Source organism: Haloarcula sp. HT12 (assembly GCF_055271655.1).
Map to the genome: position 1 here is coordinate 562,221 of NZ_JBUXKW010000003.1, position 25,750 is coordinate 587,970.

Here is a 25,750-nt window from a genome sequence, read left to right on the forward strand (position 1 = left end):
TCTCGGTGACCCCCCGGTCGACCGACCCCGAAGTGACTTCAGTTGGATATCATGTTGTTAAATAATAAAACTTGTTGTTCAAACGTATAGTTCACGTTTTAATCAACTACTATCCAGAATGCGGATCGAAGCGCTGTATCGTTCGCTGGCAAACCCAAATCAAGGTATCAACATCGGCCGAGATCCGTAAATAGCCGCCGAATCAGTACTTTGGCTCTGCGCCGGTGACCGCGTAGATATCGTCCATGATCGAGTCGCGCTCGCGCTGCCAGGCCTCGAAGCCGCTGCGGTCGCTGGGGTAGGATTCGTAGTGCTCCAGCAGTCGGTCGGCGGCCTTCTTCGTCTGATAGAGGTCCCGGATAGTCCCCAGGTGGCCAATGCTCTTGACCGCCATCTTGAGCTTGAGGCCGAGCCCGATGCTCGTCGAGCCGCCGTACAGCGCTTCGGCGAGTTTTTCGCCGGGCAACGCGGCCAGCAGGGCCATCAGGTCGTCGACGTCGTAGGCGGTGGTGAAGATGTTGTACACGTCAAGCGCCGCGTACCGAGCGCCGAAGTGGTCCATCACGCGCTCGTTGTACTCCCAGAGCGCGGCTTCGTCGCCCGTACGACCGGATTCGATGGCCTCGATAGCTTGCTCGGCGGCGTAGGTCCCTGCGTAGGCCGCACCCGCGATACCCCCGCCGGTGGTCGGGTTGACGTGACCGGCGGCGTCGCCAACGGCCATGAACCCGGGGGCGACGGCGGAGTCGTACGGCCGCCGGGTCGGCAGCGCAGCGCCGAGTTTGTCCTGCACCTCCGCGCCCTCGAACTCGCTTCGGCCCTGGAGGTCGCGTTTGAGATCGTCGACCAGTTCCATCGGCTCCTCGTTCATCTGGAAGCCGAGGCCGGCGTTGATCTCCGTGTCCGTGCGCGGGAAGTACCAGAGGTAGCCCGCGGAGCGCTCAGTCGGCTTGAACACGAGTGCGTCGTCCCACTCGACCGGTTCGTCGACCTCAATGATCTCCCGGTACGCCGAGCAGAACTGCGAGTACTGGACGTTCGTATCGAAGGTCGCGTCTTCGAGGTCGGTCTTGTCCTGAAGGATCGACAGCGCGCCGGCCCCGTCGATGACGATGTCGCCCTCGTAGGCGACCGGGTCGCCCTTCCGCATGGCTTTCACGCCGGTTACGCGGCCGCTGTCGTCCTGCAGCACGTCCTGAACGACGGTATCGTAGTGGAACGCCACGCCGCTGTCGGCCGCACCTTCGATGAGACAGCGACCGTACTCCCAGCGGTCGATGACGGCGAGTTCGCCCGGGACGGGGATTTCGAGGACGGTGTCCTCCTGTGGAATCTCGAACCGGCCGTGGTCGACGTCCGTGTTCGTAAACGCCGGTTCGAGCTGGGACTTCGGAATCGCGTCGGGGAAGTCACTGGCCCCCTTCAGCGCGTCCCCGCAGGCGATGTGGCCGGCCTCGGTCTCGTCCTTGCGCTCCACGACGACGACGTCGTAGCCCGCGTCCGCGACGGTCGCGGCGGCGTAACAGCCGGATGTCCCGGCCCCGACGACGACAACGTCCACGGAAACGGTCCGTGCGCCCGCCGACGCTCCGCCGGCGTTGCCGTCCTGGTGTGTGGTCATGCACTTCCGTCCTGCCCGGAGAGAGAAAATTATTCCGACTATCGGTTTCAGACGGACTGCTGTCCCTGTTTCCCGTGACGACCGCTGACTGGGGCGGTCGATGCGGCAATATCGGACAGCAGTCCGCCTCACTCCGGGACAGCGGTGATAAAGAGTTTTGCTGGGGGGTATCAAATGGCCGAGCATGACCGAGTACACGGTGACGTTCGTGGGGACGGGCGAGGAAATCACCGTCTCCGAGAAGGAGACGATTCTCTCGCGGTGTATCGAGGAGGGTATCGCCCAGGAGTACTCCTGTCGCGTGGGGATGTGTCTGGCCTGTTCGGCGGAAATCATCGAGGGGTCGGTCACCCAACCCGCCGCCCGCGGACTGACCGACCGGGAGCGGGAGAACTACGCGCTGACTTGCATGGCGCGGCCGCAGTCGGATCTGAAACTCGACCGCGGGAAGTACCCGCCCAGTATCGAAGGGGATGTCAGCCCGGAAGACGGTGATCCCACACCCGCGGACGACTAGTAGGCACTGAATACCGCTAACACACTGCTTGCTAGAAGGTCTCTAAATACCTTTAACACGGGGCTTAGATATTGCCTGATATAGAGCGGTGAGTCCGCGAATGAAGGACAGGTCATATAAGCAAGTGGCCCTTATGGAGTAGTGACTACAGCGTCAGCGGACGGCCTTCGACGACTGAGACACGCTTCCCCAACCATGACCAGCCGCGTATACAGACTCCACTCGACACTTGAACTGCCACTGGAAGACGCCTACGATTTCTTCGAGGATCCGGACCTTCCCCCAGAGATCGCTGACATCGACATCACCCGGCGAAATAATACGCTTATTGTCAGCGCCGTCGCGAAGGACGACTCCATGAGCAAGTACACCCCCACGGCCCAGCTCAAGGCCAGCGTCACGGAGAACCGGGTGTACGAGGAAGATCCTGACGAAATGGGGCCGCCCGGGGCCGCGAGTACCGGCAGCTCCGGCGGCGGCCCCCAGTGGGGCGCACTCGAAGAGGAAGAGGAAGAGATCGAGTCCGAACTCGTCGAGTACGCCTGTTTCAAGGGCGACCGCGAGACCGTGCTCCAGAACACCGCGCTCCAGTACGCGATGTTCGAAGTCCTGTGTGACATCGCGAAAGTCGCCGAGAAGGGGACGCTGACAGCAATTGCGGCGGTCGACGAGGAACTCGAAGCTGTCCGCATCGTCGACGGGGAAGAGCGACCCGCTGCGATCAACGTCGCAGAGGAGCCCCGCGACGGCGAGGAAGAAGAGGGCGTCAACTGGCGCGACAACGAGTTCATCTCGTAACGCAGTTTACGTAGCACTCGGTCACAGATTCGAATTTGTCAAGCCGCAGCTCAGTATCGCTTGGTGGACGCTCTGATAGTGATTATTGCGAGTCAGTACCACATCTACCGCACGACAGCGTGTGGTCGGAGCGGCAAACAGTCACAACAATCACTATGAGCCGCTACGCGGTCGTGATGCCCGAGAGATCAGCATCGGTAAACCGTGACGCGATTTCGAGTGTGAGGTTCGCTTCGATGTAGGCCGCAATCACGATGAGCACGGCGGCCGTCGCAAGCAGCCACCCGGCGTCCCGGATATCCTGGCCGGTGACCAGCTCGTCCGTGCGGCCGCGGATGTACTGAATCGTGCACCAGCCGAACCGGAGCCCGACGGCGGCGACGATGAGCAACGCGGGGATTTCGATAAGCCCGTGGGGGACGATGAGCGCGGCGACGACGACAGGGGAGACCTGCTTGAGTGCGATGCCGACGACGACGCCGATAACCAATCCGTTCAAGACGAGCGACACCACCGTCATCGCACCGAGGGAGACAGCGCCGAGGGCCATCACGAGCAACGCACCGAGGTTGTTGATCGTCAGCGAAAGGGTCGTGAGCTCAGCCGGCATAAAAGCGCTTTCGCCGGTCGTTCCGGGGTTCTGCAGCCATTCAGCGGGAATCTGGCTGCCGAGCCCGTATCCGACCAGTACACTGGCAACGAGTATCAGCGCGGCCACGGGAACATAGCGTAACAGCCAGCGGTGAAAGAGACGGGTTGGAAGGCCTGGGCGGTCGTCCATACCACGCCTTTCGCGCCGGCAACAAAAAACCCGAGTGACCGGCAGTACACCGACAGCGTCGTATTGCCATCGCCTCACACACCTGTCGAACATCCAAAAAGTACTTGGCACTCGTAATTATATCTCATTACACAATGTCCGAATCAGCAGAGTTCCCGGACTATCTGGACGTTGATTACACTGACGGAGAGGGTGAATCCCCTGAGGAGTACCCGACTGTCAATCACAAGATCGAGAAGGCTATCGAGGTCACGAAGACCGGCCTCGAACAGTACGATAACCCTGTCGTGATGTGGACCGGCGGCAAAGACTCGACGCTGACCCTGTACTTCGTGAAGGAGGTCGCCGAACGCTTCGACCTCGAAGTACCCCCGGTCGTCTTCATCGACCACTACCAGCACTTCGACGAACTCATCGACTTCGTCGAGCACTGGGCCGAGGAGTGGGACCTCGACGTCATCTGGGCCCGCAACGAGGACGTGGGCGACTACGTCGACGAGAACGGTCTCGAACCGGGTGACGACATCCCCATAGATGAACTCTCCGAGCACAACCAGCATCACGTCCGGAACATCCTCGAATACGAGGAGGACACGTTCCCGTTCCTGCTCGACACCTACGTCGGCAACCACCTCCTGAAGACGGTGGCGCTCAACGACGCTATCGAGGAACACGACGTCGACGGCATCCTGTCGGGCATTCGCTGGGACGAACAGGAGTCCCGCGCCGACGAGACGTTCTTCTCGCCGCGTCACGACCCGGACATCTACCCGCCCCACGACCGCATCCAGTCGATTCTCCAGTTCGCGGAAGCCGACGTGTGGGAGGCCTTCTGGAACTTCGTCGTCCCGGACACGGTCGAAGGCTACCCGGACGACGGCTACGTCCCGCAGGGCCAAGACGACCTGCCCGAGGGCATCGAGAAGGAAGACGTGCCGGTCTCACCGAAGTACTTCGCCGGCTTCCGCTCGCTCGGTAGCGAGGTCAGCACCGACAAGTCCGCCGAAGAGCCCGCCTGGCTGCAGGACATGGAGAACACGACCGAGCGCGCCGGCCGCGCCCAGGACAAAGAGGACCTGATGGAGCGCCTGCGCGACCTCGGCTACATGTAAGCGGACGCGGAACGTCGCCGTTTCCGTACCGTTGTTTCCTCTGCCGTCTCGGTACAGTCTGTCAGTGCTGAGTGTTATTACTGTAACACTTCGACAGGAGTCGATGTGGACAGTAACGGAAACGACCTCGGATCCCGTGTGGCCGAACACACGGAGCGTGCAGATCTGCCGCTGGATGCGCCTCTCCGGCGACACGGGTCGATTGGCCACCGTTCCAGGTCCTTGTTCACCGCTTCTGAACGACGCAATCATTCGGTTCATGGACTGTGCGACACCAGCCTAAGCCACGCTACTGTCCGAAACCCGGCTAAAAGAACGTTATAGACGATTGTCGAGGAAAGGTTTAGGTACTGTCGAACTCTACGAGAAGGTGAATGAGTTCAGACCAGTACAACTGTCCGAGTTGCGGGGCGGAATTGAGCTACCAGACGACGAAGCACAACGGCTGTTCGAACTGCGGTTTCGTTCCGCCACACAGCGCCGAGTAAGCCGATAAAAGTCGAGTTAGCGGACGCGCCGTTCTGTGGTTGATAGTTGTAGACGATTACGTGTAGGGTCTGATATTCGGGTCCGACATCTATTTTTCTGGGCTCGCTGTATCGTCGGCCGTGACGGACCGCACAGACCGGGGGCTTCTCGCCGGGATTATCTTCGCCGTCCTGCTCGCACAGGTCCTGCTGTATCCGGGCGTCGACAGACTCGTCCGGACACTGGGTGCGACCACGGACCTGAACGCGAGCATGTGGTTCCTCGCCGCTGAGTTCGGAGCGTTCGTCGTGTTCGCCGGCGTGTGGGGGGTGGTCAGCGACGCCACCGGACGGCGCACGCCGTTCATCGTCGGTGGAGCGGGCGCAGGTGCGGTACTGTACGCCCTCATCGCCGCACTCCCCGGCGCTGTCTCGCTCCCGTTTGCCGGCGTACTGGCTCTGCGGGCGCTCCAGGGTGGAGCCACCATCGCCGCGTTCTCGCTTTCGATGACGATGCTGATGGACCTCGGCGGCGGCCACGGCAGGAACATGGGAGCAGCGGGTATCGCAATCGGCAGCGGCACGGCGCTTGGCGCGCCACTGGGCGGCCAACTGTACGAGATCGGGACGACGCTGCCGCTGTACGTGGCGAGCGCGTTGTCGCTCGTCGTCGCAATGGCCGCCCTGCTCGTGACCGACCGCGCGCCGTCGGACGGGCGGTCAGGGCTGGCCGCGACTGTCTCCGGGCTCAAACAGCGGCCGACGCTCGGCGTCCCCTATGCCTTCGGGTTCATCGACCGGCTCACCGCGGGCTTTTTCGCGCTCGTCGGGACGCTGTACTTCAGGGAGACGTTTGAGCTCGGGCCGGGCGAAACCGGCGTCATGCTGGCGCTGTTTTTCGCGCCGTTCGCCCTGCTGCAGTACCCCTTCGGCGTGCTCTCGGACCGCATCGGTCGCACCGCACCCATCGTCGCCGGGTCGGTGCTGTACGGGCTCACCGTCATCGGCGTCGGGCAGGCTCCGACGGTCACCATCGCCGGCGCAGGGATGGTGCTGACCGGCGTCATCGGCGCGCTGATGGCCCCGGCGACGATGGCGCTCGTCTCCGACCTCGCTGGCGAGACGGAGCGCGGGACCGCCATGGCCGGCTTCAACATCTTCGGCAGCGTCGGCTTCCTCGCCGGGATCCTCGTCGGCGGCACCGTCGCGGGAGCCTTCGGCTACCCCATCGCGTTTCTCGTCGCCGGCGGGACAGAGATCGTTCTCGCCGTGCTTGCCCTGCCCGGACTGCTCCGGCTGGAAAAACCGACCGACGATGCCGTCAGTAGCTGATTAGGACGCCTCGCGGACCTCGTCCAGCGCGTCGGGGTTTTCGATGCTGGACATATCGCCCAAGTCCTCGCCGCGGTAGACGCCGGCAATCGCTCGGCGGATGATCTTCCCGCTCTGCGTCTTGGGGAACTCGTCGACGAACAGCACCTCGCGGGGTCGGAACGGCTTGCCCAGTTCCTCGCCGACGGCCGCACGGATGTCGTCCCGGAGGTCGTCAGAAGGCTCGTGGCCGGGTTCGAGCACGGTGTAGAGGACGACGGCGGTCCCGGTGGTGTCGTCCGGCGCACCGACGGCGGCGGCCTGATTGACGGCTTCGTGTTCCATCGCCGCCCCCTCGACCTCCGCCGGCCCGACCTTCCGCCCGGCGACGTTGAGCACGTCGTCGGCCCGGCCATGGAGGAACCAGAGGCCGTCCTCGTCCTTCTGGGCCCAGTCGCCGTGGTCCCACACGTCGTCCCAGGTCGACCAGTACTCCTCCAGATACCGCTCGTCGCCGCTCCACAGCGAGCGAGTCATCGAGGGACAGGAGTCCCGGGCGACCAGATAGCCGCGCTCGTGGGTGTCGGCGATGGATTCGCCGTCCGCGTCGACGATGTCGATGTCCATGCCAAGTCCCGGCCCGCCGAGTGTGCAGGGTTTGAGCGACTGGATGGGCATCGGCATGAGAAAGCAGCCCATGATCTCGGTCCCGCCGGAGATGTTGATGATGGGACAGTCCTCGTCCCCGACGTGCTCGTAGAACCAGAGCCAGCTCTCGGGGTCCCAAGGCTCACCGGTCGACCCCAGCAACCGCAGGCTGGAGAGGTCGTGGCCGTCCAGCCACTCGTCGCCTTTCTTTCGGAGCGCCCGGACGGCTGTCGGCGAGACGCCGAACGTGGTGAGGTCGTGGCGGTCTATCATCTCCCAGAAACGGTCCGGCTCGGGGTGGTCCGGCGCGCCCTCGTACATGAAGACCGTGCCGCCGAAGGCGTGGTTCCCGAGCAGCGTCCAGGGACCCATCATCCAGCCGATATCGCTGACCCAGAAGAAGCGGTCACTGGGCTTGTGGTCGAAGCCGAAGTAGATCTCCTTGGCCGCCTGCATGAGCGCGCCGGCGTGCGTGTGGACGATGCCCTTCGGTTTCCCGGTCGTCCCGGAGGAGTACAGCAGCATCGACTCCTGGTTACTCGGGAGTTCCTTCGCCGCGTACTCGTCGTCAGCGGTCTCTATCGCGTCGTCCCACCACTCGTCGCGGCGGGTCCAGCGGATCGTCTCCTCGGGGTCGTCGCCGACGCCGAGGCGGTCGTAGACGACGGTGTGTTCGACCGGTGTCGTCCCGAGTTCGTCGCCGGCCTGTTTGATAGCCTCGTCGGCGCTCTCTTTGAGGTGAACTCCCGAGCCACGGCGGTAGAAGCCGTCGCCGGTGAACAGCACTGAACACTCGGCGTCGGCGATACGGGTCGCCGTCGCGTCGACGCCGAACCCGGAGAAGATCGGGACAGCGATTGCGCCCACCTTGAGACAGCCGTACAGTATCGACGCCACTTCGGGGACCATCGGCATGTAGAGGCCGACGGTGTCACCAGTGCCGACGCCGACGGACTCCAGGTAGTTCGCCACCTTACTGGCCTGCCGGTTCAGTTCGTGGTACGTGACCTCCCGCACGTCGCCGGGTTCGCCCTCCCAGATGAGCGCGACCGTGTTGCGGGTGGGGCTGTCCCGCGCCGCGTGGCGGTCCAGCACGTTGTGGGCGGCGTTGATGGTCCCGCCGGTGTACCAATCGGTGAACTGCGGCCCCTCACTGTTGTCTCGGACTTCGTCGTACGCCTCGAAGAACTCGATGTCGAGGTACTCCGGGAGCACGTCCCAGAACCACTCGACGCCCGATTCGGGTTCGTCCGGTCGTTCGGTGGTCGTTCGCTCGATGAGTTCGTCGTAGTCGCCGATGTCGTATTCCTGCATGAACTCCCAGACGTTCGTCGACTCGACGAACGAATGGCTCGGTTCGTGGACGATGGTTTCAGTGTGTTGCTGGTCGCTCATGTGATGTGGGTGTTTGCTATACAGTTACACAAATCTACCGCGGATACCGATGCCAGACACGTGGGGACTGTGTCGTCGGTCGAGGCTCTAGTCATTCGTAGGTCTTCGTCATGCCGCCGTCGAACAGCAGATCGCCGCCGTTGAGATGGTCGGCGTGGGACGAGAAGCCGAACACGAAGAGGTTCGCCACGTCGACCGGGTCCATCATCTCCTTGACCCGCGCCTGGCCCAACATCACGTCGTCGATGACCTCGTCGACGCTGATACCGCGCTGCTCGGCGGTATCGGGGATCTGGTCGACGACGAGTGGTGTTTTGACGTAGCCCGTGCTGATGGAGAATCCCCGCAATCCGTCGCCCCCTTCGGCGGCGATAGACTGTGTCAGCCCCCGCAGCCCGAACTTCGAGACGTTGTAGGCCACCTTATCCGAGGTGACGTAGTGGCCGTGGACCGAAGCCATGTTCCCGATGGCACCCACGCCGTCGTCGGTCCCGCGGATGTGGGGGATGACCTGCTTCGCGAGCGCGAGCGGGGCGCGAAGCATTACGTCGTGCATCTGGTCGTACTTCTCCATCGGGAAGTCCTCGATGGCGTCGATGTGCTGGAGCCCGGCGATGTTGGCGAGATAGCGCACCGTCCCGTGGGACGCAGCGGTCTCGACGATGGTTTCGATGTCGTCGTCGCTCGCGAGGTCGCCGACCACGGTCTCGACGCTGCCGTCGAGATCGAGGTCCGCCGCGGCCGTCTCGACTTCGGCGAGGCCGTCCTCGTCGATGTCCGTCGCGACGGCCGTCACCCCGTTTGCGGCCATCGCCAGCGCCGTCGCCCGTCCGATGCCCGACCCCCCGCCGGTCACCAGACAGACGGTGTCGCCAGTGTAGTGGTCGTCGTCGACGAACAGGATCGAGGACTCGTCGATTGGCTCGACTTCGAGCCGTTCGTGAGAGGTACTGGATGCCATTCAGTCACACGTTCTCCAGACATGGCCGAATAGGGGTGGGTTGATATGTATACCCGACCCGCTATGGGGACCTGCCGCTGTTCAGTTCGAGAACGTCGATCCGCTGTTTCACCGGCTCCCGTGGTTTACGTGTAAACCTCCCGTTATTCGGGGGTTACGTCGGAAGCATCAGTTATCCCTGTGAGCGTGGCACACACCGCGTGACCAGACAGCCCGGACGAGTCCGGGCTTCGTTGGGACACACCTATGGAACGAACGACAACGGATCATGACACTGGTGGCATCGGCAGGCGACAATTGCTCTCCGCGGTCGGCGGCTCGGCCGTCGCCGCAGCGCTCGCTGGCTGTTCGACGCTGCTGAGCGACGGTGACACAGCGGACCAGGGCGGGCAGTCCGGCGACGGCATCTCCGACGAACCGATACAGGCCGGGCTGTTGACGTTCACCCGTGGCGCACCGGGCGTCCTCGGCATCCAGGCCCAGCGCGGGGCCGAGCTCGCCGTCCAGCGCATCAACGATGCGGGCGGTATCGGCGGCCAGCGGGAAATCGAACTGGACGTGGTCAACGAGGGGTCGAACCCGCTTGACAGCTACAACCAGTTCATCGAGGAGGGGAAGGAGGTCACGTTCGGCCCGATTTCCAGCGGTACGCACAGCCAGATCGCCCCGGAGGTCGAGAAGAACGGGGTCATCAACGTCGGCACCGACGGCACGGTGACGACGCTGTACGAGGAGACCGTTCCCGACCCGACCTACTCCTTCCGCTTCCAGAACTACGACATCATGGAGGTAGTGACGATGGCCCGAGAGGCAGTCCAGCGTATCGGCGCTGACAACATCTCGACCGTCGCCGGGGTCAACCCCGGCTACTCCTTCGGCGAGGACGAGATGCGGGTGTTCACGCAGGCCATCCAGAAGCTCACGGACGCCGAAATCGTCTACGAGGGGTTCCCGGAACTCGGGGCCAGCGACATGGCGAACCACATCACCTCCATCAACAACGAGGAGCCGGACGTGACCTTCTCCAGCCTGTGGGGCGGCGACGTGACGACGTTCGTCCGGCAGGCCAGCGCCAACAACATGTTCGAGAACACGACGGTGTTCGGGACGACCCTCTACAGCGCGGCCGGCGACGTCCCGGCCGACGCGCTGGCCGGGACGGACATCTACTCCGGGTCGCGTAACTACTACTGGGGCCTGCCGGCGCTCGGGAACTGGCAGCCCGGCCGCGACCTGTTCGACGCCGCGACACAGCAGGAGGGCGTAACGGTCCCGACGGCTCACTACATGAGCGGGTACGGGGCGGTCACCGCCTGGGCGACTGCCGTCGAGAAGGCCATCGACTTGTTGGGCACCTACCCTAGCCAGGAGCAGATCGCGCAGGTGCTGGAGGGCCACGGCTTCTTCACGCCGGCGGGCTACCACAACATCGCCGAGGACCACCAGGGCGCGTCGAACTCTTTTGCCGGGCAGATGGTGTACGACGACGACCTCGGCGCGGCCAGGCTCGACGACGTGAACACGTACCCGGCGACCGAAACCGCGCCGCCGCCAGGCGTCACCGGGAGCGACTGGCTGGACAGCTGGAGCGCCTGATACCGAGCCATGGCAGTCTCAGCTACAGCCGCGCTCGTCCAGACGCTCAACGGCATCCAGTTCGGGTTCATCCTGTTCATGATCGCCTCGGGCCTGACCGTCATCCTGGGCATCCTGGACGTGTTGAACCTGGCCCACGGCGAGCTGTTCTCGCTGGGCGCGTACACCGCAATCGGCGTGTTCGGGTTCATCATCGGCGTTATCGGCCCGCCGGGCGGCGGCGTCGTCGGGACCGCCGTGTTCGTCCTCGCGGTCATCGCCGCCGTCCTCGTCACGGCGGCTATCCTCCTTCCCGTGGGAACCATCTTCGAGGCGGTGTTCCTCCGGCAGATCTACGACCGCGACCAGGTGTACCAGCTCGTCTTGACCTTCGCGCTCCTGCTCATCCTGCTGGACGTCAAGAAGTTCATCTGGGGGGACAGCTCGCTGCGAACCGATGCCGTCTACAGCGCCATCAACACGATCCCGACGAGCGAACTCGTCGGGCTGAACTACCCGACCTACAACGTGTTCGTCATCCTCGTCGGCTCGGCCGTCGTCGCGGGCCTGTTCTGGTTCTTCGAGCGCACGAAGACCGGCCGCATCATCCGCGCGACGGCCATCGACCGCGAGATGGCGACCGCTATCGGCGTCAGCACCGACCGCGTGTTCACGCTCGTGTTCGCGCTCGGGGCGTTTCTCGCCGGGTTCGCCGGCGCGATGGCCGTGCCGCCGACGGCGGCGACCCTTGAGATGGGCACCAATCCGCTGGTGCTTTCCTTCGTCGTCATCGTCATCGGCGGCCTCGGCAGCCTCCGGGGCGCGTTCGTCGGCGCGCTCCTGGTCGGCGTCATCCGTAGCTGGATGATCACGCTGTACCCGCCGGGCGAAATCGCGGCCCCATTCGCAATCATGGCGCTCATACTGCTGGTCAAGCCTGAAGGCCTGTTCGGAACGTGGGGTGAGACGGCGTGATGCCGGAGCGCGTCGACCGCGACGGGACGCCGGCGTATCGCTTCCTCGGGGTCGAGATGACCCGTCGGGAAGCGGCCTTCCTCGTCCTCGGGGTCGTGTTCCTGTTCGTCATCCCGGACATCGCGGGCCTCTCCGACAGCCTCCAGCTCAGCGTCATCCACCAGGGCCTGCTGTTCGGCTTCGCGGCAGTCGGGCTGAACCTCCTGCTTCGTCACACGAAACTCACGTCGTTCGGCCACGCGGCCTTCTTCGGGACCGGCGCGTACGCGACCGCAGTGCTGGCCCGCTACGCCGGGATCCAGAGCGTCGGGCTGCTGTTGCTCGGTGCCATCGCGGCCGCGACGGTAATGGCAGCCATCATCGGGGCGCTGTCGCTGCGACACACCGGGCTGTACTTCGCCCTGCTGACGCTGGCCTTCGGCCAGCTCCTGTATGCCATCGCGCTCGGCCAGAGCGCCCTCGGCGGGAGCGACGGACTGCCGATTCGGCCCGGCCCCGCCAATCAGCCGCTCCTGTTCGGGACCGCGTTCAGCCCCGACGTGTACCAGGTGCTCACCTACTACCTGACGGTGGTCGTCATCCTCATCGGCCTGTTCGTGATGTACCGCATCACGCAGTCGCCGTTCCGCAACGCCCTCGATGCCATCGGGCAGGAACGGACCCGGGCGCGGTTTATCGGCCTGCCGGTCCGCCGCTACGTCTGGGCCGCGTTTGTCATCTCGGGCATCTACGGCGGCGTCGCGGGCGGACTGTTCGCCGTCGTCCGCCAGTACGTCCGCCCGGAGGGGACGCTGTTTTTCCTCCGGTCGGGGGACATCCTGTTCATGGCGATACTGGGCGGGTTCCGGACACTGGTCGGCCCGCTCATCGGCGGTGTCGTGCTCATCTTCCTGCAGGACGTGGGCCAGGACGTCACCCAGTACTACGAGTTCCTGACCGGCGTGGTGCTCCTGATACTGGTGTATGGCTTCCCGCGTGGCATCGTCGGGTCGCTCCGGTCCGGTGGCATCGTCAACACGCGACTCGGCGAGCTGCGTCGGGAACCGTCCGTCCTGTCGACGTGGGGCCGGACAGCGGTGGAATCGGTAGAACGGAAGGTGGCCGAATCGCTGACCAGCCTGCGGATAATCCTCTTCGGAGTCGACTGATATGCTCGAAGCACGCAATCTACGGAAGTCCTTCGGTGAACTGGTCGCGACTGACGACATCACGCTCGAGTTCGGCAAAGAGGAGGGCGAACTCGTCTTCATCGTCGGCCCGAACGGGGCCGGGAAGACGACATTCATCAACCTCCTGACCGGGTTCCTCTCGCCGGACGAGGGCGCTATCGTTCTCGACGGCGACGACATCACCGGGATGTCGGCAAACGGGCGCGTCGACGCCGGCATCGCCCGGAGCTTCCAGGTCGTCAAGGTGTTCGAGGAGATGACGGTCCGGGAGAACCTCCGGACGGTCGTGTTGACCGAACGGGGCAAGACCTGGAGCCTGTTCTCGATGGCTGACGGCCACGCGGACGTGGAGGCACAGGTCGAGGAGCTGCTGGCGAAGTTCCGGCTGGAAGACGCCGCCGACACCGTCGCCGAGGAACTCCCCCACGGCGACCGGAAACTGCTCGACGTGGCGATGTCCTTCGGCCTCGACCCGGATTATCTCCTACTCGATGAGCCGACCTCGGGCGTGTCGACCCGCGAGAAGGAGTACGTCATCGAGACGATTGTCGAGGTCGGCCGGGCCGAGGGCGTGACGACAGTCACTATCGAACACGACATGGACATCGTCACGGAGTACGCCGACCGCGTCGTCGCCCTCCATCAGGGGGCCGTCCACGGGGTCGGCCCGCCGACGATGCTCGAAACAGACGACGAACTCCGGCGGCTCCTCCTGGGGGTGGGTGACGATGAGTAGCGAGCCGCTGCTGTCCGTTCGCGGCCTCAGTGCCGCCGTCGAGGGGTTCCAGGTGACCGAGGACATCGACCTCGACGTGAACGCCGGGGAGGCGGTCGGACTGGTCGGCCGCAACGGAGCTGGCAAGACCAGCACTTTTCGTGCGATCATGGGTCTGACGCCAGTCTGGAACGGCTCAGTCAAATTTCGCGGTGAGGAGCTGACCGATATCCGCTCGGAGCTGATTCCCAAGCGGGGCATCGGCTACCAGCCCGAAGACCGGAAGCTGTTCACCGGGATGACCGTCGACGAGAACTTCCGGCTCCCCATCTGGACGAGCGGGAAGGCCCGCGGTATCGACGACGAGGACGCCGTCATCGAGAGCGTCTACGACGTACTCACCGAACTCGACGACCGCCGGACGGCGAAGGTCCAGAACCTCAGCGGCGGCCAGGCGAAGATGGTCGCCATCGGCCGTGCGCTGGCGCTCCAGCCCGACCTGCTCATCCTTGACGAGCCACTGGAAGGGTTAGCTCCGGTCGTCGTCGAGAGCCTCAAACGCTACATCCGGGCGATCAACGACCGCGACATCGCGGTGCTCATCGCCGAATCCAACGTCACGCACGTCCCGGAGGTCGTCGACCGCCTCTACGTCATCGAGCGCGGCGACATCGTCGCCAGCGGCGACCCGGAAGAACTGGCGGCCGACGAAGACATCCAGAAACTGATGCAGGGCAGCGGGGCGGAGTAGCGAGCCGAGAGTAGCCGAGACGCGCCGTATCCTCCTCACTCGGTCACGTCGTTCATCGCCGTCGTGACGCGGTCGAGGATTTTGCGCTGGCTCCGCCGCAGGTTCTTCGAAATCGCCATCTTCGAGACGTCGAACTCCTCGGCGAGCGACGACAGGGTCGCGTCCCGGGGCGTGTCGAAGTAGCCGCCTTCGACGGCTTTCTCCAGCGTGTCCCGCTCCACATCCGACAGCTCCCGGCAGCCGTCGACCAGCCGTTTCGCCGAGTCGATGTTCTGCAGCAGGTCGTAGTAGTCCTCCAGGTCGACCGATTCCCGAGACCGGATCGTGTAGTCGTTGTCCCGTTCCAGTTCCGACAGCGTTCCGTCGGCGACCCGCTCGGTGTCGAAGCCGACGTGCCAGATCTCGGAGCCGTCCCGGATGCGGAACGGCCCGGTGATGTAGCCGCTGTGGTCGCGGATGACGCTCATCGCGTTCGTCTCGTCGATGCGCGAGCGGATGAGCGCCAGGTCCCCCTTCCGGCGGAGCAGCTGATAGGACTCCATGTGGTCGTGTGTTTCCAGCGCGTTCAATCCGCGGTCCAGTTCCGCTCGGTCCGCGCCGTTGACCATGATCCGCGTCTCCAACTCCCGCTCGACAGGGTGGAAATCCCACTGCTTGGCCAGGAACGACACCTCGTAGTCCCGTGTCGTGTCGATGTACGGACAGTCGTACTGGACCATGTCCATCTCGAGCGAGATCATAGATAATCAATCATGTTGAACTCTCTTAGTGATTGCCTCTCCGCCACAGACTCCTACCCCGCAAGTTACGCCGCAAACCCTTTTGACTGGGGCAGTTAAGTTTCGGGCATGTACGTCCGGGATGCGAAAAACCGAGAGGAAGTCTGGCTGCTCGACCGTATCGAAGAGATGGGGCTGGACGATACCGCTTTCAGATCCCGGGACTACGTCGTCGCTATCGACGAGGAGAGCCACGAAAAGGCGGGCTTCGGCCGGATCCGTATTCACAAGGGCGACGAGGAGTCCGTCTGCGAACTGACCAGCATCGGCGTGCTGCCCGAGTGGCGCAACCAGGGGGTCGGCGCACACGTCATCGAGCGGCTGGTCGAGTACGCCGGCGACGAGGGGTTCGACACCGTCTACTCGCTGACGAACGCTTCGGGGTACCTCTCGCAGTTCGGGTTCGAGCGTATCGAGGTCGCCCAGCTCCCCGACTCGCTCCGTGACCGGCTCGCGGCCAAACAGGAGACCATCCAGCCCGACGCGGTGCCGCTCCGGGTGGCCGTCGACCGCTTCGAGGTACCCGGCCACCTCCGAAGCCGGTTCAAGCAGGCCAGCGCCGGTGAGTCCGAGGAACCCGAGCCCGAAGAGGGCCCCGAGGACTTCGGCATCGACCCCGACGAAGCGACCTACAAGTACGACACGGGCGGCTGATCAGCTATTGACGACAGGCTGATTATCTGACGTCGACGACCTCGATGTCGAACACGAGCGTCTTGCCGGACAGTTCGTGGTTGAAATCGACCTCAACGGCGTCGTCTCGGACCGCGGTCACGTCCCCGTGGAGGCCGTTCTCGGCTTCGACGTGGAGCCCGACTTCCGGTTCCGTCCCGACCATGCCTTCGAACGTCTCCGGGTCGTACTCCCGGACGCGGTCGGCCTGGAACTCCCCGTAGGCTTTTCGCGGAGGGACCGTGACGGTGGCCTCCTCTCCAGCAGCCATGCCGACGACAGCTTCGTCGATCCCTTCGATTATCTCCCCCGCACCGACAGTGAAGGAGAGCGGCGCGTACTCGCTCGCCTCGACGCCCTGTGCCTCGATGAGCCCGTGCTCCCTGGCGACCTCGGGACGTGACGTGTCGAAGACGGCCCCGTCCTCGAAGCGGCCGACGTACTCGATGGTGACGCCGTCACCCGGTTCGATTGGCATACGTCCTCGATAGCGGGCGACGATATAAACCCACCTCGGAACGGACCGTCTCTGGCCCGCCGTGAATGTTAAAAACCGTGAAGGATTTGGGAACCCTTAAGCCGCCGCCGTCCGACAGTCCGCCCATGTTTGACCCCGACGAGCTGGCGGAGATACGGGAGTCGAAGACCCAGTGGGAGGAAGACGACGTCCAGCCCACCGTCGACCGCTTCGGCGAACGCAAGGAGACGTTCACCACGGACACCGAGGGACACGAGGTAGACCGTCTGTACACCCCCGAAGACATCTCCGATCTCGACTACGAAGAGGATCTGGGGTTCCCCGGCCAGGAACCGTACACCCGCGGCGTGTACCCGACCGGCTATCGCGGACGGCTCTGGACGATGCGTCAGTACGCCGGGATGGGGACGGCGACCGAGACCAACGAGCGGTTCAACTACCTGCTCGACCAGGGCCAGACCGGGCTGTCGATGGCCTTTGACCTCCCGACGCAGATGGGCTACGACTCCGACAACGCGATGGCCGCCGGCGAGGTGGGCAAAACCGGCGTCGCCATCGACTCGCTGGACGACATGGAGACCGTGTTCGACGGCATCCCGCTGGACGAGGTGTCGACGAGCATGACGATCAACGCCCCCGCGTCGGTGCTTTTGGCGATGTACATCGCCGTCGGCGACAAGCAGGGCGTCGACCGCGAGGAGCTTCGCGGCACTATCCAGAACGACGTGCTCAAGGAGTACATCGCCCGAAATACGTTTATCTACCCGCCGGAGCCGTCGATGCGGCTCATCACCGACATCTTCGAGTTCTGTGCCGCCGAGACGCCGAGTTTCAACACCATCTCCATCTCCGGCTATCACATCCGCGAGGCCGGCTCGACGGCCGCCCAGGAGATCGCCTTCACCCTCGGCGACGGCATCGAGTACGTCGAGGCGGCCATCGAGGCCGGGCTCGATGTCGACGAGTTCGCCCCGCAGCTATCCTTCTTTTTCGCCTCCTACAACAACATCTTCGAGGAGGTAGCGAAGTTCCGGGCGGCGCGTCGCCTCTGGGCGAAAATCATGGACGAGCGCTTCGACGCCCAGAACCCCAAGTCAAAGCAACTGAAGTTCCACACTCAGACCGCCGGCTCGACGCTGACCGCCCAGCAGATCGCGAACAACGTCGTCCGCGTGTCCTACCAGGCGCTCGCGGCGGTCCTTGGCGGGACTCAGAGCCTCCACACCAACGGCAAGGACGAGGCCATCGGCCTGCCGACCGAGCAGTCCGTCCGGACCGCGCTGCGGACCCAGCAGATCCTCGCGCACGAGTCAGGGGCCGCGGACACCATCGACCCGCTGGCCGGCAGCTACTACGTCGAGTCGCTGACCGACGAACTCGAAGCCGAGGCCCGCGAACTCATCGAAGAGGTCGACGAGCGCGGCGGGATGCGCCGCTCCATCGAGGAGCAGTGGGTCCAGCGCCAGATCCAGGACGTGGCTTTCGAGCGCCAGCGAGAACAGGAAGAGGGCGAACGCATCATCGTCGGTGTCAACGAGTACCAGGTCGAAGAGGAGGCCGAACAGGACATCGAGGAGGTCGACGAAGCCGTCGAGCAAGCCCAGCAGGACAACGTCGCCACCGTCCGCGAGGAGCGCGACGACGAGGCCGTCGAGGCGAAACTCGACGCGCTACGGCAGGCGGCCGAAGGCGACGAGAACGTCATGCCCTACATCATCGACGCCGTGAAGGTGTACGCCACGACCGGCGAGGTGTGTGACGTGCTTCGTGACGTGTTCGGTGAATACCAGCCCGGCTCCTCGATGTAAGCGCTTTTCCGAACGACCAGCTACTGTACGTCGTCGTCCGAAAGCCGCTCCCGGACCTGTTTCCGAATCCGCTCGGGGTCAGGGACGTTCTGGAACCGGAGGTGGGCGGGGCTCTGGGCGACGCTCCCCGTGAGAAACGAGACGCTTCCGATACCGAGCAGCGTCTCGGTCCTGTTCCGGCGGAGTTCGTGGCTTCGGACCTTCGCCAGGGGCAGCTCACGCGAGAACGACTTGTACAGCAGCGAGTACTCCCGGCGGACGGCGTCGGTCGTGAGAACGTAGCGGGTCCGGGTCAGCACGTACAGCCGGAGCAGCAACCGCACGAGTCCGATGACCATCAGAATCGCCGTGAGATTGAGCGCGATCTCGGTCCGGTCCACGGAGCCAAACAGCGTGGGGTTAGCGTACAGATACGCGATAATGCCGATCCCGAGTAAGACGACCGCGGCGATGGCTATCGCGGTCGGCTTCAACGTCGGTTGCGTTTCGACGACGACCTCGTCCTGTCGCCCGTCGGTCGTATCGGCCTGCCCATCAGTGTCTGTCTCCGATGCTTGTCGTGTGTCAGTGTGTTCGTGGCTCATATCGAAAGGCCTCCAGTCGAGTAAACGAGCAGGGCGGTGACGTATACCGCCGGGGAGAGACCGACCGCGAGGACAGCGAGAACGGCCCCCGTAACGCCGGTTCCGTGATTCAGTCGCGCACCGAGATACATCGAGTAGCCGAAATACAGCACCAACGTGATGAGGACGGCAACGATCCCGGCTTCGGCGTCAGTCAACTGTCCCGCCGCGACCGACTCGCTGACAGTGAACACGCGTTCGGACGGGGGCACCTCGAACAGGTCGTAGAACACGGTGATAAATCGGATCTGCAGGTTGGCGACGAGCGTGCGGGCCGTCGCGTAGGCGCTGTGCTGCGAGAGAAACACCAGGACCGTAAATATCCCCGCGAGATACGCGCTGACGCTGTACACGACAGTGTGTAACGTCAGCACGAACCCGTTGGAACTGCGTGTCAGAACCAGCGCGAGGTGATACGTCAGCAGCGTCACGCCGGAGAGGGCGATGAGAAACGCCGAGTTCTGTGCGATTCCAGCAACCAGCCACCAGACCGTATCGGGGTTGCCCAGCACTGCACCCACGACTGGTCCGAACCACGTCGGTGCCTGTGATTCGACGGCGACGCCATACCCCGAGAGCGTCAGCGGCGTCGCGTACAGGACGACGTTGATGAGAAACACGGCGAGCAGGGACTTGGTTCGGTCAAGACTGCCCCAGACGGAGGTCTGGGTGACAGCGTCGGAGGCTCTGACGAACTGCGACGGCCGGAAGACTGCGTTGAACAGGCTGCCGGCCGATTGCGCTATTTCACCCATATATGTACCACTTAGAGACGATTGTGCAGATAGTAGAGTGACGTATTGCCTATTATAAATATCGGATCAGTTTCAGACCGACAGGCGCGGTTCACCGGAGTATGAGCCCGGTGTCTGTCGGGGTGAGCTTGATCACTTGGTTCCGTTGAATTGGCTGTGCAGTTCCGATGAGGAGCGTCCACCCGTACTGTCCCGAGTCTAGGTCGATAGCAGACAGGTCTACGCGGAAAACGTCATCATCGACGACGTGCTCGGCTTTCTGCCGGGCCTTCGACTCGAACGTATTCTCTCCGATGAAGAGCTCGGCGACCCACTTTTCGTCCGTGGACGGCTGCCGAGTGACGTACAGTTCGTCTGCCGTCTGTTTCGCCCCCCAGTTGTACCGGATCCCGTAGACTTTCGGCGTGGTTCCGCCGATTCTCGTCCCGCCTTCAAGGAGGTCGACCTGGTACGCGCAGAACGTCTGCGTGTTGAATATGTCGCGGTCACCGGTCCACGTTCCTGACATCGAGACGTGCTCGCTCCCATCACCGACTTCCAGGCCAATCGTCGAGGGCGGAACGCCTTCGGTTTCGGGGTCGATATCCCAGTCGTTGACACGGTAGGCGGGGCTGTCCGAAGACGGTTCGAACGTTATTTCCGATCCAAGCGTCAGATTTCGGATCCGGATCGACCGGTTCGAGTCCCCGCCGAAGGCGATGCCCTCGTCGGAGACAGCCTCGAATTTGATATCAGACGACGTGTAGACGCCGCCTTGCTCCCCGGATCCCCAGCTGCTCCCCCAGCCCCCGCCGTGCTGTATCAATTCAGCGCTGGTTCGCCCGTCCGCGGAGATCGGGTTCGAAACGCTGGACGCAGCAAAGGACTGGGCGAATTCGATGGCTTCGGATCGGGACGCGAACAGTCCCTCCGTGTCGGATCCCGTCTGTCCCCCGGTTGACTCCGTAGGTGTCCGTTCCCGAGCGTCATCGATAGTTTCGGTCCGTTCCGATCCTGAAGCTTCCGCGCCATCGGATTGTGCGGTGTCACCGGTCAAGCGCAAACAACCAGAGAGTCCGGCAGTACAGAACGCCGCCAACACACGTCTCCGTAACATATGACTGAGTATCAATGTACTTGACAACAACTATAATAAAAATAGTGGTTAGCTGGAGAGTAATCTTATCTAATAGTATTCACCAGATATGTACACACTAAAATAGTATATATGCTACTATTACCTGGTTAATTAGGAGTATTGTTATGTCTGCATTCGACTAGCACACGCATGCAACGCCGAGCACTTCTCGCGACGGTGGGGATCGGGCTGAGCGGTGCTGGCTGTCTCCGCCTGACAGATTCTGACGACGAAAGCGCCGATACTAGCTCGACTTCCGAATCGGCTGAGCCGTCGGGGACGGATCCGCAGCCGACGGCCGAAGCGACCAGTGACGCAGCGACTGAAACGGAGGCGGAGACGGGGACTGAACGCCCATCCATAGCGGACCTCGCGTGTGCGAACCAGGAACCGCTTACTCCATCGAACACTGATGACTGGCAGCAGCCACACAACGGGCCGCGAAACACTGGCTCTGTTCCCGGGGAGACAGTTGGCCGGTCCTCCGCGTGCGTCGCGTGGCGGCGGGAGGAGATCGGTCCGGTCTCTTCGAGCGTGATACTGTCGGATGAGTTTGTCATCGCCGGCGGAACCGGTGACGAAGGACTCAGTGCATTCGAACGTTCAACAGGTGCAACGGCGTGGACGACCACGGAAACACTTCCGGCAGATGAGCTGATCAACGTCCGTGATCCGATTATCGTCGACGAAACGGTGTTCGTCGGCGCTCAGAGCATGCGAACGGGGGGTCACGTATTCGCCCTGGACCTGGAAACTGGCACAGAGCGGTGGCGGGCATCCGTGATAGACGGGACGCCAACGATCGGCGGACTCAGATACGACGGCGGGATGCTGTACGGCACGACGTACACCGACGGGACGACGAATGCGTTCGCGGTCGATACCGACGCCGAAACCACTGCTTGGCAAACCGAGCTCGGTAGCACCGGGACTCCACCGGTGGCCGTCGACGGCGGGATCGTGTACGTCGCCGGCGACCGTCAGGCGGACCACGGATTGCGGGCACTCGATGCCGAGACGGGCGATTTCCTGTGGGGTGCTGTGGATCAGGAGGTTCGTGGCGCGCCGACAATCGGTGATTCGGCGGTGTACGTCACGACGCCGAACGACGTGGGTCCGAAGACGCTCGTCGCACTCGATAAGGAAACCGGGGAGACGCGCTGGACGTTCGAAACGCTGAACGGGACCAACGGCTCAGCCGTGTACGCGGACGGAACCGTCACGTTCGGCACCTCGGACGGGGAGCTCTACTGTCTCGCTACCGACGGAACCCCCGAGTGGCGCTATGAGAGCGCGGACGCAAGATTCTCCCAGTCAGCACCGGTTCGAGTCGGGGATACTCTGATCGCTGGAGCGACGTTAGATGGATCAGGCCTGTACGCGTTCGATGCGACGACTGGCGATCTCCGATGGTCGCTTCCCGTCCCGGATGTCGATATGACCCCGGCTGTCTCGGACGGCGTTATTTACTCGTCGTATCGGACAGGGGAGCGATACACGTACAACCTCATGGCAGTGCGGACGGACTGACGCACTCGGCCGAATGAAGCCGGAGTCGGTCACAGAGTTTTATACCCCACGTTCGAACCCCCGGTCATGCGATTCGACCACGCCGGCATCGCCACCGCCGACGCCGACCCGCTCGCGGAACTGTTCGCCGACGCCTTCGAGACACCAGTCGTCCACGAGGAGTCGTTTGACGGTCTGCAGGTGACGTTCCTGGAGCTAGACAACGGCTACTTCGAACTGCTGGAGCCGATGCCCGACGCCGATGGCGCGATTCCCAGGTATCTCGACAGCAACGGGCCGGGCATTCACCACGTTGCTCTGGAAACCGAGGACATCGCGGCCGCGCTCGAAACGGTCAGCGACTGCGGCATCGACCTGATCGACGAGGAGCCGCGGCCGGGCGCGTGGGGACACGATGTGGCGTTTCTCCACCCAAAATCGACCGGTGGCATACTCGTCGAACTGGTCGAACACTAATCGGCGGTGTTGCGGCCGTCCTACTCGTCGCCGTTGTCGAGGAAGGCCGCAAACCGTTCTTCGGCACCGGGAGTCAGACGCTCCGGCGCCTCAGCGAACCACGCCGCCCCCACGAGTTCCGACTCGTCCACGTCGAGAGCGCCCTTCTTGTACTCCGCCTCAAGGTAGATATCGAGCGTGTGCACGGACCCCTCTGCGTCGGTGTCCGGATAGTACTTCGAGTGTACGACTTCGGCGACGCCGGTGACCGTACAGCGGATGCCGGTCTGTTCGTTGACGCGGCGGACCGCGGTTCCCTGCACCGACTCGTATTCGTCGCCTTTGCCGCCGCCCGGCAGCGCCCACATGTCAGCGCCACGGCCCAGCACCAGCAGGACGCGGTCACGGGTGTCGCCGGCAGCCTGGTCGGGTATCTGATCGCTCAGCTCCGGGAAATCGGTGCCGTCACGGGTGACGAACACGACGCTGTTCCCGGAGTAGCCGGTCCCGCGTGTCGCAGCGAACACATCAGCGTATTCGTCGGGCGACAGCTCGAAGATCTCCTCGGTGACCGGGACCTCGTCGTAGGCCGCTTCCAGGCTCGAAATACGCTTGTCGACGTTCGTCTGGTTGATTTTCTCCGTGAGGTTCGCATCCCCAGTCCCCGGACCGTCGGCGTCGTCAGTCATACGGGGTTGTACTCCGGGGCACCGATAAGTGCCGCGGTCCAGCCGATGAAAAAGAACTTGTATTCTGGTTGTCTGCTTCCGGACATGAAAGCGATTGTCCTCGCGGGCGGGTACGCCACCCGGCTCTGGCCAGTCACCAAGCACCGGCCCAAGATGCTGCTCCCCGTCGGTGAGACGACCGTCATCGACCGGATTCTCGGCGAGTTAGAGGAGGACGATCGCATCACTGACGTGTTCGTCAGCACGAACCAGCGCTTTGCCGACGACTTCCGGGACCACATCGCCGCGAGCAGCTTCGAGAAGCCGTCCCTGACCGTCGAGGAAACCGCCGAGGAAGACGAGAAGTTCGGCGTCGTCGGCGCGCTCGCCCAGCTGGTCGACCGGGAGGGCCTCGGCGACGAGGACCTGCTGGTCATCGCCGGCGACAACCTCATCAGCTTCGACATCGCCGAGTTCATCGACTACTTCGAACAGTACGACGACCCCACGCTCGCCGCCTACGACGTGGGGTCCCGCGAGAAAGCAAGCTCCTACGGCCTCATCGAACTGGACGGTGAGGCGGTCACGGACTTCCAGGAGAAGCCCGACGACCCCAACAGCACGCTCGTCTCGATTGCCTGCTACGCCTTTCCGGCCGACGCGATTCGCTTCGGGGAGTACCTCGAAGACGGGAACAACCCCGACGAACCCGGCTGGTTCATCCAGTGGCTCGTCGACGACGGGCCGGTCCGTGCGTTCACGTTCGACGACGCCTGGTACGACATCGGGACCCCCGAGAGCTACCTGGAGGCCGTGGCGTGGGAACTCGACGGCGAGAACGTCATCGCGGAGGACGCCACCATCGAGAACACCACGCTTGGCGAGAACGTCCACGTCCTCTCTGGGGCCGAGGTCGTCAACTCCAGTCTCGACGGCACCATCGTGTTCCCTGACACGACGATCCTCGATTCGGACATCCGCCAGTCGATCATCGACCGCGACACGCAGATCGAGAGCCTGGACCTGGCCGGCGCACTCATCGGTGCGCACACGCAGTTGACGAACGACGACTAACAGCTGTCGGTTTTATTCACTCCGCAGGTCACGCCAGCCACGCATCTTCGATCTGTAGCGTCCCGCGACTCCCGTCCCACTCCGTCTCGTACTCCAGTTCGATCCGGCGGTCCATGTGTGGCCCATCAGTCACGAGCGTCTCGAACTCGCCGCCGCACCTTTTTCATCGTCGGGGTCGCGTCGCGACCCACTCCTCGAAAAATCTGCATCAAAAATCCCGACCTCACGCTGTTCGGTCGGGTGAATCGGCTCACTTCGTTCGCCGATTGCTATGCCAGCCACGCATCTTCGATCTGGAGCGTTCCGCGACTCCCGTCCCACTCCGTCTCGTACTCCAGTTCGATCCGGCGGTCCATGTGTGGACCGTCAGTCACGAGCGTCTCGAACTCGCCGCCCTCACCGAGGATGTGAACGCCGTACTCCTCGTTGAGTGCTTCCAGTTCATCGAGCGCGTCAGCATCGAGCGTGCGCCCCAGCCACGACTCGTCGAGTCCGTACGCGGCCACCCGGATAATGCGGATTTCGAAGCCGGCATCAAGCATCGCATCCGCGAGGTCTCGCGGGTTCTCCTGCCACAGCGGCGCGAACACGTTGGCTTCGAGGCGCTCGGCCATCGATTCGATGCGGGTCGTCTGGTACTCGCTCTCGACAGCGCCGGCGGTGACGCCGCCGATGCCACCGTCCAGTTCGCTGTCAAGTTCGCGTAGCGCGGCCTCCAGCGGTTCGAGTTCGGCGTCGCCCTGCGCGCCGGAATCGGGCACGTCGTCGGCGTCGAAGTCGTCCGGCTCGACTTCCAAAAGCGGGATGCCGATGCTCTCGGCGGCAAGGCTGGCCAGTCGGGTCGCCGGGACGTGGTACATGTAGGAATCGCCCTCCGGATGCACCGTCACCAGTCGCTCGACGGGGTAGCCCCGCTCCAGTGCCCGGTACAGCGCCCACGAGGAGTCTTTACCGCCGGAGAACAGCGACACCCATGCACCGTCTGTCATGCCGGTCGGTAGCCGTCGCCGGCCTA

At 63.6% G+C, this 25,750-nt stretch carries 25 protein-coding genes and 1 pseudogene; 14 read left to right on the forward strand and 12 right to left on the reverse strand.

What is annotated here, in order from left to right; all coding sequences use genetic code 11:
• Window positions 1-202: 202 nt before the first annotated feature.
• Window positions 203-1,621, reverse strand: a complete 1,419-nt coding sequence (locus tag ACY9XZ_RS12550) for a geranylgeranyl reductase family protein (RefSeq protein ID WP_463457358.1) — start codon at window positions 1,619-1,621, stop codon at window positions 203-205.
• 184 nt (window positions 1,622-1,805) lie between these two features.
• Here ACY9XZ_RS12550 and ACY9XZ_RS12555 point away from each other — a divergent pair, with 184 nt between their 5' ends.
• A complete protein-coding gene (locus tag ACY9XZ_RS12555; protein WP_463457359.1) occupies window positions 1,806-2,138 on the forward strand; it encodes a 2Fe-2S iron-sulfur cluster-binding protein in 333 nt (110 codons plus the stop codon).
• 195 nt (window positions 2,139-2,333) lie between these two features.
• A complete protein-coding gene (locus tag ACY9XZ_RS12560; RefSeq protein WP_004516874.1) occupies window positions 2,334-2,936 on the forward strand; it encodes a DUF7110 family protein in 603 nt (200 codons plus the stop codon).
• Window positions 2,937-3,099: 163 nt separating this feature from the next.
• Here ACY9XZ_RS12560 and ACY9XZ_RS12565 read toward each other — a convergent pair whose 3' ends face one another.
• Window positions 3,100-3,717, reverse strand: coding sequence for a stage II sporulation protein M (locus ACY9XZ_RS12565; protein ID WP_463457360.1), 618 nt, complete (start codon window positions 3,715-3,717; stop codon window positions 3,100-3,102).
• Window positions 3,718-3,851: 134 nt separating this feature from the next.
• Between ACY9XZ_RS12565 and ACY9XZ_RS12570 the strand changes: the two genes are divergently transcribed.
• Window positions 3,852-4,829, forward strand: a complete 978-nt coding sequence (locus ACY9XZ_RS12570) for a phosphoadenosine phosphosulfate reductase family protein (protein WP_463457361.1) — start codon at window positions 3,852-3,854, stop codon at window positions 4,827-4,829.
• A 608-nt stretch (window positions 4,830-5,437) separates the two neighbouring features.
• Window positions 5,438-6,628 carry an MFS transporter gene (locus ACY9XZ_RS12575; protein ID WP_463457362.1) on the forward strand — a complete coding sequence of 397 codons (1,191 nt, stop codon included), beginning with the start codon at window positions 5,438-5,440 and terminating at the stop codon, window positions 6,626-6,628.
• Here ACY9XZ_RS12575 and ACY9XZ_RS12580 read toward each other — a convergent pair whose 3' ends face one another.
• Window positions 6,629-8,650: an AMP-binding protein gene (locus ACY9XZ_RS12580; protein ID WP_463457363.1), complete on the reverse strand. Its 2,022-nt coding sequence runs from the start codon at window positions 8,648-8,650 to the stop codon at window positions 6,629-6,631.
• A 91-nt stretch (window positions 8,651-8,741) separates the two neighbouring features.
• On the reverse strand, window positions 8,742-9,611 hold the full coding sequence (locus tag ACY9XZ_RS12585) for an SDR family oxidoreductase (protein WP_463457364.1): 870 nt from the start codon (window positions 9,609-9,611) through the stop codon (window positions 8,742-8,744).
• Between the two features lie 246 nt (window positions 9,612-9,857).
• Here ACY9XZ_RS12585 and ACY9XZ_RS12590 point away from each other — a divergent pair, with 246 nt between their 5' ends.
• The 5 genes from ACY9XZ_RS12590 to ACY9XZ_RS12610 are packed head-to-tail and all read left to right on the forward strand — an operon-like array spanning window position 9,858 to window position 14,796.
• A complete protein-coding gene (locus ACY9XZ_RS12590) occupies window positions 9,858-11,207 on the forward strand; it encodes an ABC transporter substrate-binding protein (RefSeq protein ID WP_463457365.1) in 1,350 nt (449 codons plus the stop codon).
• A 9-nt stretch (window positions 11,208-11,216) separates the two neighbouring features.
• A complete protein-coding gene (locus ACY9XZ_RS12595) occupies window positions 11,217-12,161 on the forward strand; it encodes a branched-chain amino acid ABC transporter permease (protein ID WP_463457366.1) in 945 nt (314 codons plus the stop codon).
• Window positions 12,161-13,309 carry a branched-chain amino acid ABC transporter permease gene (locus tag ACY9XZ_RS12600; RefSeq protein ID WP_463457367.1) on the forward strand — a complete coding sequence of 383 codons (1,149 nt, stop codon included), beginning with the start codon at window positions 12,161-12,163 and terminating at the stop codon, window positions 13,307-13,309. Before ACY9XZ_RS12595 ends, ACY9XZ_RS12600 begins: the two co-directional genes overlap by 1 nt.
• A 1-nt stretch (window position 13,310) precedes the next feature.
• The gene (locus tag ACY9XZ_RS12605; protein ID WP_463457368.1) at window positions 13,311-14,066 is read left to right on the forward strand and encodes an ABC transporter ATP-binding protein; all 756 of its coding nucleotides are present in this window, start codon (window positions 13,311-13,313) and stop codon (window positions 14,064-14,066) included.
• Window positions 14,059-14,796: a branched-chain amino acid ABC transporter ATP-binding protein gene (locus ACY9XZ_RS12610; RefSeq protein ID WP_463457369.1), complete on the forward strand. Its 738-nt coding sequence runs from the start codon at window positions 14,059-14,061 to the stop codon at window positions 14,794-14,796. Before ACY9XZ_RS12605 ends, ACY9XZ_RS12610 begins: the two co-directional genes overlap by 8 nt.
• Before the next feature lie 35 nt (window positions 14,797-14,831).
• Here ACY9XZ_RS12610 and ACY9XZ_RS12615 read toward each other — a convergent pair whose 3' ends face one another.
• Window positions 14,832-15,536 (reverse strand): helix-turn-helix domain-containing protein, encoded by a 705-nt coding sequence (locus tag ACY9XZ_RS12615; RefSeq protein WP_463457370.1) that lies wholly within the window; start codon window positions 15,534-15,536, stop codon window positions 14,832-14,834.
• A 108-nt stretch (window positions 15,537-15,644) separates the two neighbouring features.
• Between ACY9XZ_RS12615 and ACY9XZ_RS12620 the strand changes: the two genes are divergently transcribed.
• Window positions 15,645-16,229, forward strand: coding sequence for a GNAT family N-acetyltransferase (locus tag ACY9XZ_RS12620; protein ID WP_463457371.1), 585 nt, complete (start codon window positions 15,645-15,647; stop codon window positions 16,227-16,229).
• Between the two features lie 22 nt (window positions 16,230-16,251).
• Here ACY9XZ_RS12620 and ACY9XZ_RS12625 read toward each other — a convergent pair whose 3' ends face one another.
• Window positions 16,252-16,725 carry an FKBP-type peptidyl-prolyl cis-trans isomerase gene (locus tag ACY9XZ_RS12625; RefSeq protein WP_463457372.1) on the reverse strand — a complete coding sequence of 158 codons (474 nt, stop codon included), beginning with the start codon at window positions 16,723-16,725 and terminating at the stop codon, window positions 16,252-16,254.
• 125 nt (window positions 16,726-16,850) lie between these two features.
• Here ACY9XZ_RS12625 and ACY9XZ_RS12630 point away from each other — a divergent pair, with 125 nt between their 5' ends.
• Window positions 16,851-18,533 carry an acyl-CoA mutase large subunit family protein gene (locus tag ACY9XZ_RS12630; RefSeq protein WP_463457373.1) on the forward strand — a complete coding sequence of 561 codons (1,683 nt, stop codon included), beginning with the start codon at window positions 16,851-16,853 and terminating at the stop codon, window positions 18,531-18,533.
• 20 nt (window positions 18,534-18,553) lie between these two features.
• Here ACY9XZ_RS12630 and ACY9XZ_RS12635 read toward each other — a convergent pair whose 3' ends face one another.
• The 3 genes from ACY9XZ_RS12635 to ACY9XZ_RS12645 all read right to left on the reverse strand — a co-directional run bounded on the left by ACY9XZ_RS12635 (window position 18,554) and on the right by ACY9XZ_RS12645 (window position 20,953).
• Window positions 18,554-19,117, reverse strand: coding sequence for a PH domain-containing protein (locus ACY9XZ_RS12635; protein ID WP_463457374.1), 564 nt, complete (start codon window positions 19,115-19,117; stop codon window positions 18,554-18,556).
• Window positions 19,114-19,911, reverse strand: a complete 798-nt coding sequence (locus ACY9XZ_RS12640) for a hypothetical protein (protein ID WP_463457375.1) — start codon at window positions 19,909-19,911, stop codon at window positions 19,114-19,116. Before ACY9XZ_RS12640 ends, ACY9XZ_RS12635 begins: the two co-directional genes overlap by 4 nt.
• Before the next feature lie 91 nt (window positions 19,912-20,002).
• On the reverse strand, window positions 20,003-20,953 hold the full coding sequence (locus ACY9XZ_RS12645; protein WP_463457376.1) for a hypothetical protein: 951 nt from the start codon (window positions 20,951-20,953) through the stop codon (window positions 20,003-20,005).
• A 225-nt stretch (window positions 20,954-21,178) separates the two neighbouring features.
• Here ACY9XZ_RS12645 and ACY9XZ_RS12650 point away from each other — a divergent pair, with 225 nt between their 5' ends.
• Both ACY9XZ_RS12650 and mce read left to right on the forward strand, forming a co-directional pair.
• Window positions 21,179-22,558: an outer membrane protein assembly factor BamB family protein gene (locus ACY9XZ_RS12650; RefSeq protein WP_463457377.1), complete on the forward strand. Its 1,380-nt coding sequence runs from the start codon at window positions 21,179-21,181 to the stop codon at window positions 22,556-22,558.
• 66 nt (window positions 22,559-22,624) lie between these two features.
• A complete protein-coding gene (mce, locus tag ACY9XZ_RS12655; protein ID WP_463457378.1) occupies window positions 22,625-23,014 on the forward strand; it encodes a methylmalonyl-CoA epimerase in 390 nt (129 codons plus the stop codon).
• A 20-nt stretch (window positions 23,015-23,034) separates the two neighbouring features.
• Here mce and ACY9XZ_RS12660 read toward each other — a convergent pair whose 3' ends face one another.
• Window positions 23,035-23,682 carry an NUDIX hydrolase gene (locus tag ACY9XZ_RS12660; RefSeq protein WP_463457379.1) on the reverse strand — a complete coding sequence of 216 codons (648 nt, stop codon included), beginning with the start codon at window positions 23,680-23,682 and terminating at the stop codon, window positions 23,035-23,037.
• An 84-nt stretch (window positions 23,683-23,766) separates the two neighbouring features.
• Between ACY9XZ_RS12660 and ACY9XZ_RS12665 the strand changes: the two genes are divergently transcribed.
• On the forward strand, window positions 23,767-24,735 hold the full coding sequence (locus ACY9XZ_RS12665) for a sugar phosphate nucleotidyltransferase (RefSeq protein WP_463457380.1): 969 nt from the start codon (window positions 23,767-23,769) through the stop codon (window positions 24,733-24,735).
• Window positions 24,736-24,763: 28 nt separating this feature from the next.
• Here ACY9XZ_RS12665 and ACY9XZ_RS12670 read toward each other — a convergent pair.
• Window positions 24,764-24,889, reverse strand: a pseudogene (locus ACY9XZ_RS12670) (Dph6-related ATP pyrophosphatase); the annotation flags it as partial.
• Window positions 24,890-25,004: 115 nt separating this feature from the next.
• On the reverse strand, window positions 25,005-25,724 hold the full coding sequence (locus ACY9XZ_RS12675) for a diphthine--ammonia ligase (RefSeq protein ID WP_463457381.1): 720 nt from the start codon (window positions 25,722-25,724) through the stop codon (window positions 25,005-25,007).
• Window positions 25,725-25,750: the final 26 nt, after the last annotated feature.

Coding starts and splice junctions, on each gene's coding strand:
- ACY9XZ_RS12550 (WP_463457358.1), bottom strand. CDS start 1,621: ATGACCACACACCAGGACGGCAACGCCGGCGGAGCGTCGGCGGGCGCA.
- ACY9XZ_RS12555 (WP_463457359.1), top strand. CDS start 1,806: ATGACCGAGTACACGGTGACGTTCGTGGGGACGGGCGAGGAAATCACC.
- ACY9XZ_RS12560 (WP_004516874.1), top strand. CDS start 2,334: ATGACCAGCCGCGTATACAGACTCCACTCGACACTTGAACTGCCACTG.
- ACY9XZ_RS12565 (WP_463457360.1), bottom strand. CDS start 3,717: ATGGACGACCGCCCAGGCCTTCCAACCCGTCTCTTTCACCGCTGGCTG.
- ACY9XZ_RS12570 (WP_463457361.1), top strand. CDS start 3,852: ATGTCCGAATCAGCAGAGTTCCCGGACTATCTGGACGTTGATTACACT.
- ACY9XZ_RS12580 (WP_463457363.1), bottom strand. CDS start 8,650: ATGAGCGACCAGCAACACACTGAAACCATCGTCCACGAACCGAGCCAT.
- ACY9XZ_RS12585 (WP_463457364.1), bottom strand. CDS start 9,611: ATGGCATCCAGTACCTCTCACGAACGGCTCGAAGTCGAGCCAATCGAC.
- ACY9XZ_RS12590 (WP_463457365.1), top strand. CDS start 9,858: ATGGAACGAACGACAACGGATCATGACACTGGTGGCATCGGCAGGCGA.
- ACY9XZ_RS12595 (WP_463457366.1), top strand. CDS start 11,217: ATGGCAGTCTCAGCTACAGCCGCGCTCGTCCAGACGCTCAACGGCATC.
- ACY9XZ_RS12600 (WP_463457367.1), top strand. CDS start 12,161: ATGCCGGAGCGCGTCGACCGCGACGGGACGCCGGCGTATCGCTTCCTC.
- ACY9XZ_RS12605 (WP_463457368.1), top strand. CDS start 13,311: ATGCTCGAAGCACGCAATCTACGGAAGTCCTTCGGTGAACTGGTCGCG.
- ACY9XZ_RS12610 (WP_463457369.1), top strand. CDS start 14,059: ATGAGTAGCGAGCCGCTGCTGTCCGTTCGCGGCCTCAGTGCCGCCGTC.
- ACY9XZ_RS12615 (WP_463457370.1), bottom strand. CDS start 15,536: ATGATCTCGCTCGAGATGGACATGGTCCAGTACGACTGTCCGTACATC.
- ACY9XZ_RS12620 (WP_463457371.1), top strand. CDS start 15,645: ATGTACGTCCGGGATGCGAAAAACCGAGAGGAAGTCTGGCTGCTCGAC.
- ACY9XZ_RS12625 (WP_463457372.1), bottom strand. CDS start 16,725: ATGCCAATCGAACCGGGTGACGGCGTCACCATCGAGTACGTCGGCCGC.
- ACY9XZ_RS12630 (WP_463457373.1), top strand. CDS start 16,851: ATGTTTGACCCCGACGAGCTGGCGGAGATACGGGAGTCGAAGACCCAG.
- ACY9XZ_RS12635 (WP_463457374.1), bottom strand. CDS start 19,117: ATGAGCCACGAACACACTGACACACGACAAGCATCGGAGACAGACACT.
- ACY9XZ_RS12640 (WP_463457375.1), bottom strand. CDS start 19,911: ATGGGTGAAATAGCGCAATCGGCCGGCAGCCTGTTCAACGCAGTCTTC.
- ACY9XZ_RS12650 (WP_463457377.1), top strand. CDS start 21,179: ATGCAACGCCGAGCACTTCTCGCGACGGTGGGGATCGGGCTGAGCGGT.
- mce (WP_463457378.1), top strand. CDS start 22,625: ATGCGATTCGACCACGCCGGCATCGCCACCGCCGACGCCGACCCGCTC.
- ACY9XZ_RS12660 (WP_463457379.1), bottom strand. CDS start 23,682: ATGACTGACGACGCCGACGGTCCGGGGACTGGGGATGCGAACCTCACG.
- ACY9XZ_RS12665 (WP_463457380.1), top strand. CDS start 23,767: ATGAAAGCGATTGTCCTCGCGGGCGGGTACGCCACCCGGCTCTGGCCA.
- ACY9XZ_RS12675 (WP_463457381.1), bottom strand. CDS start 25,724: ATGACAGACGGTGCATGGGTGTCGCTGTTCTCCGGCGGTAAAGACTCC.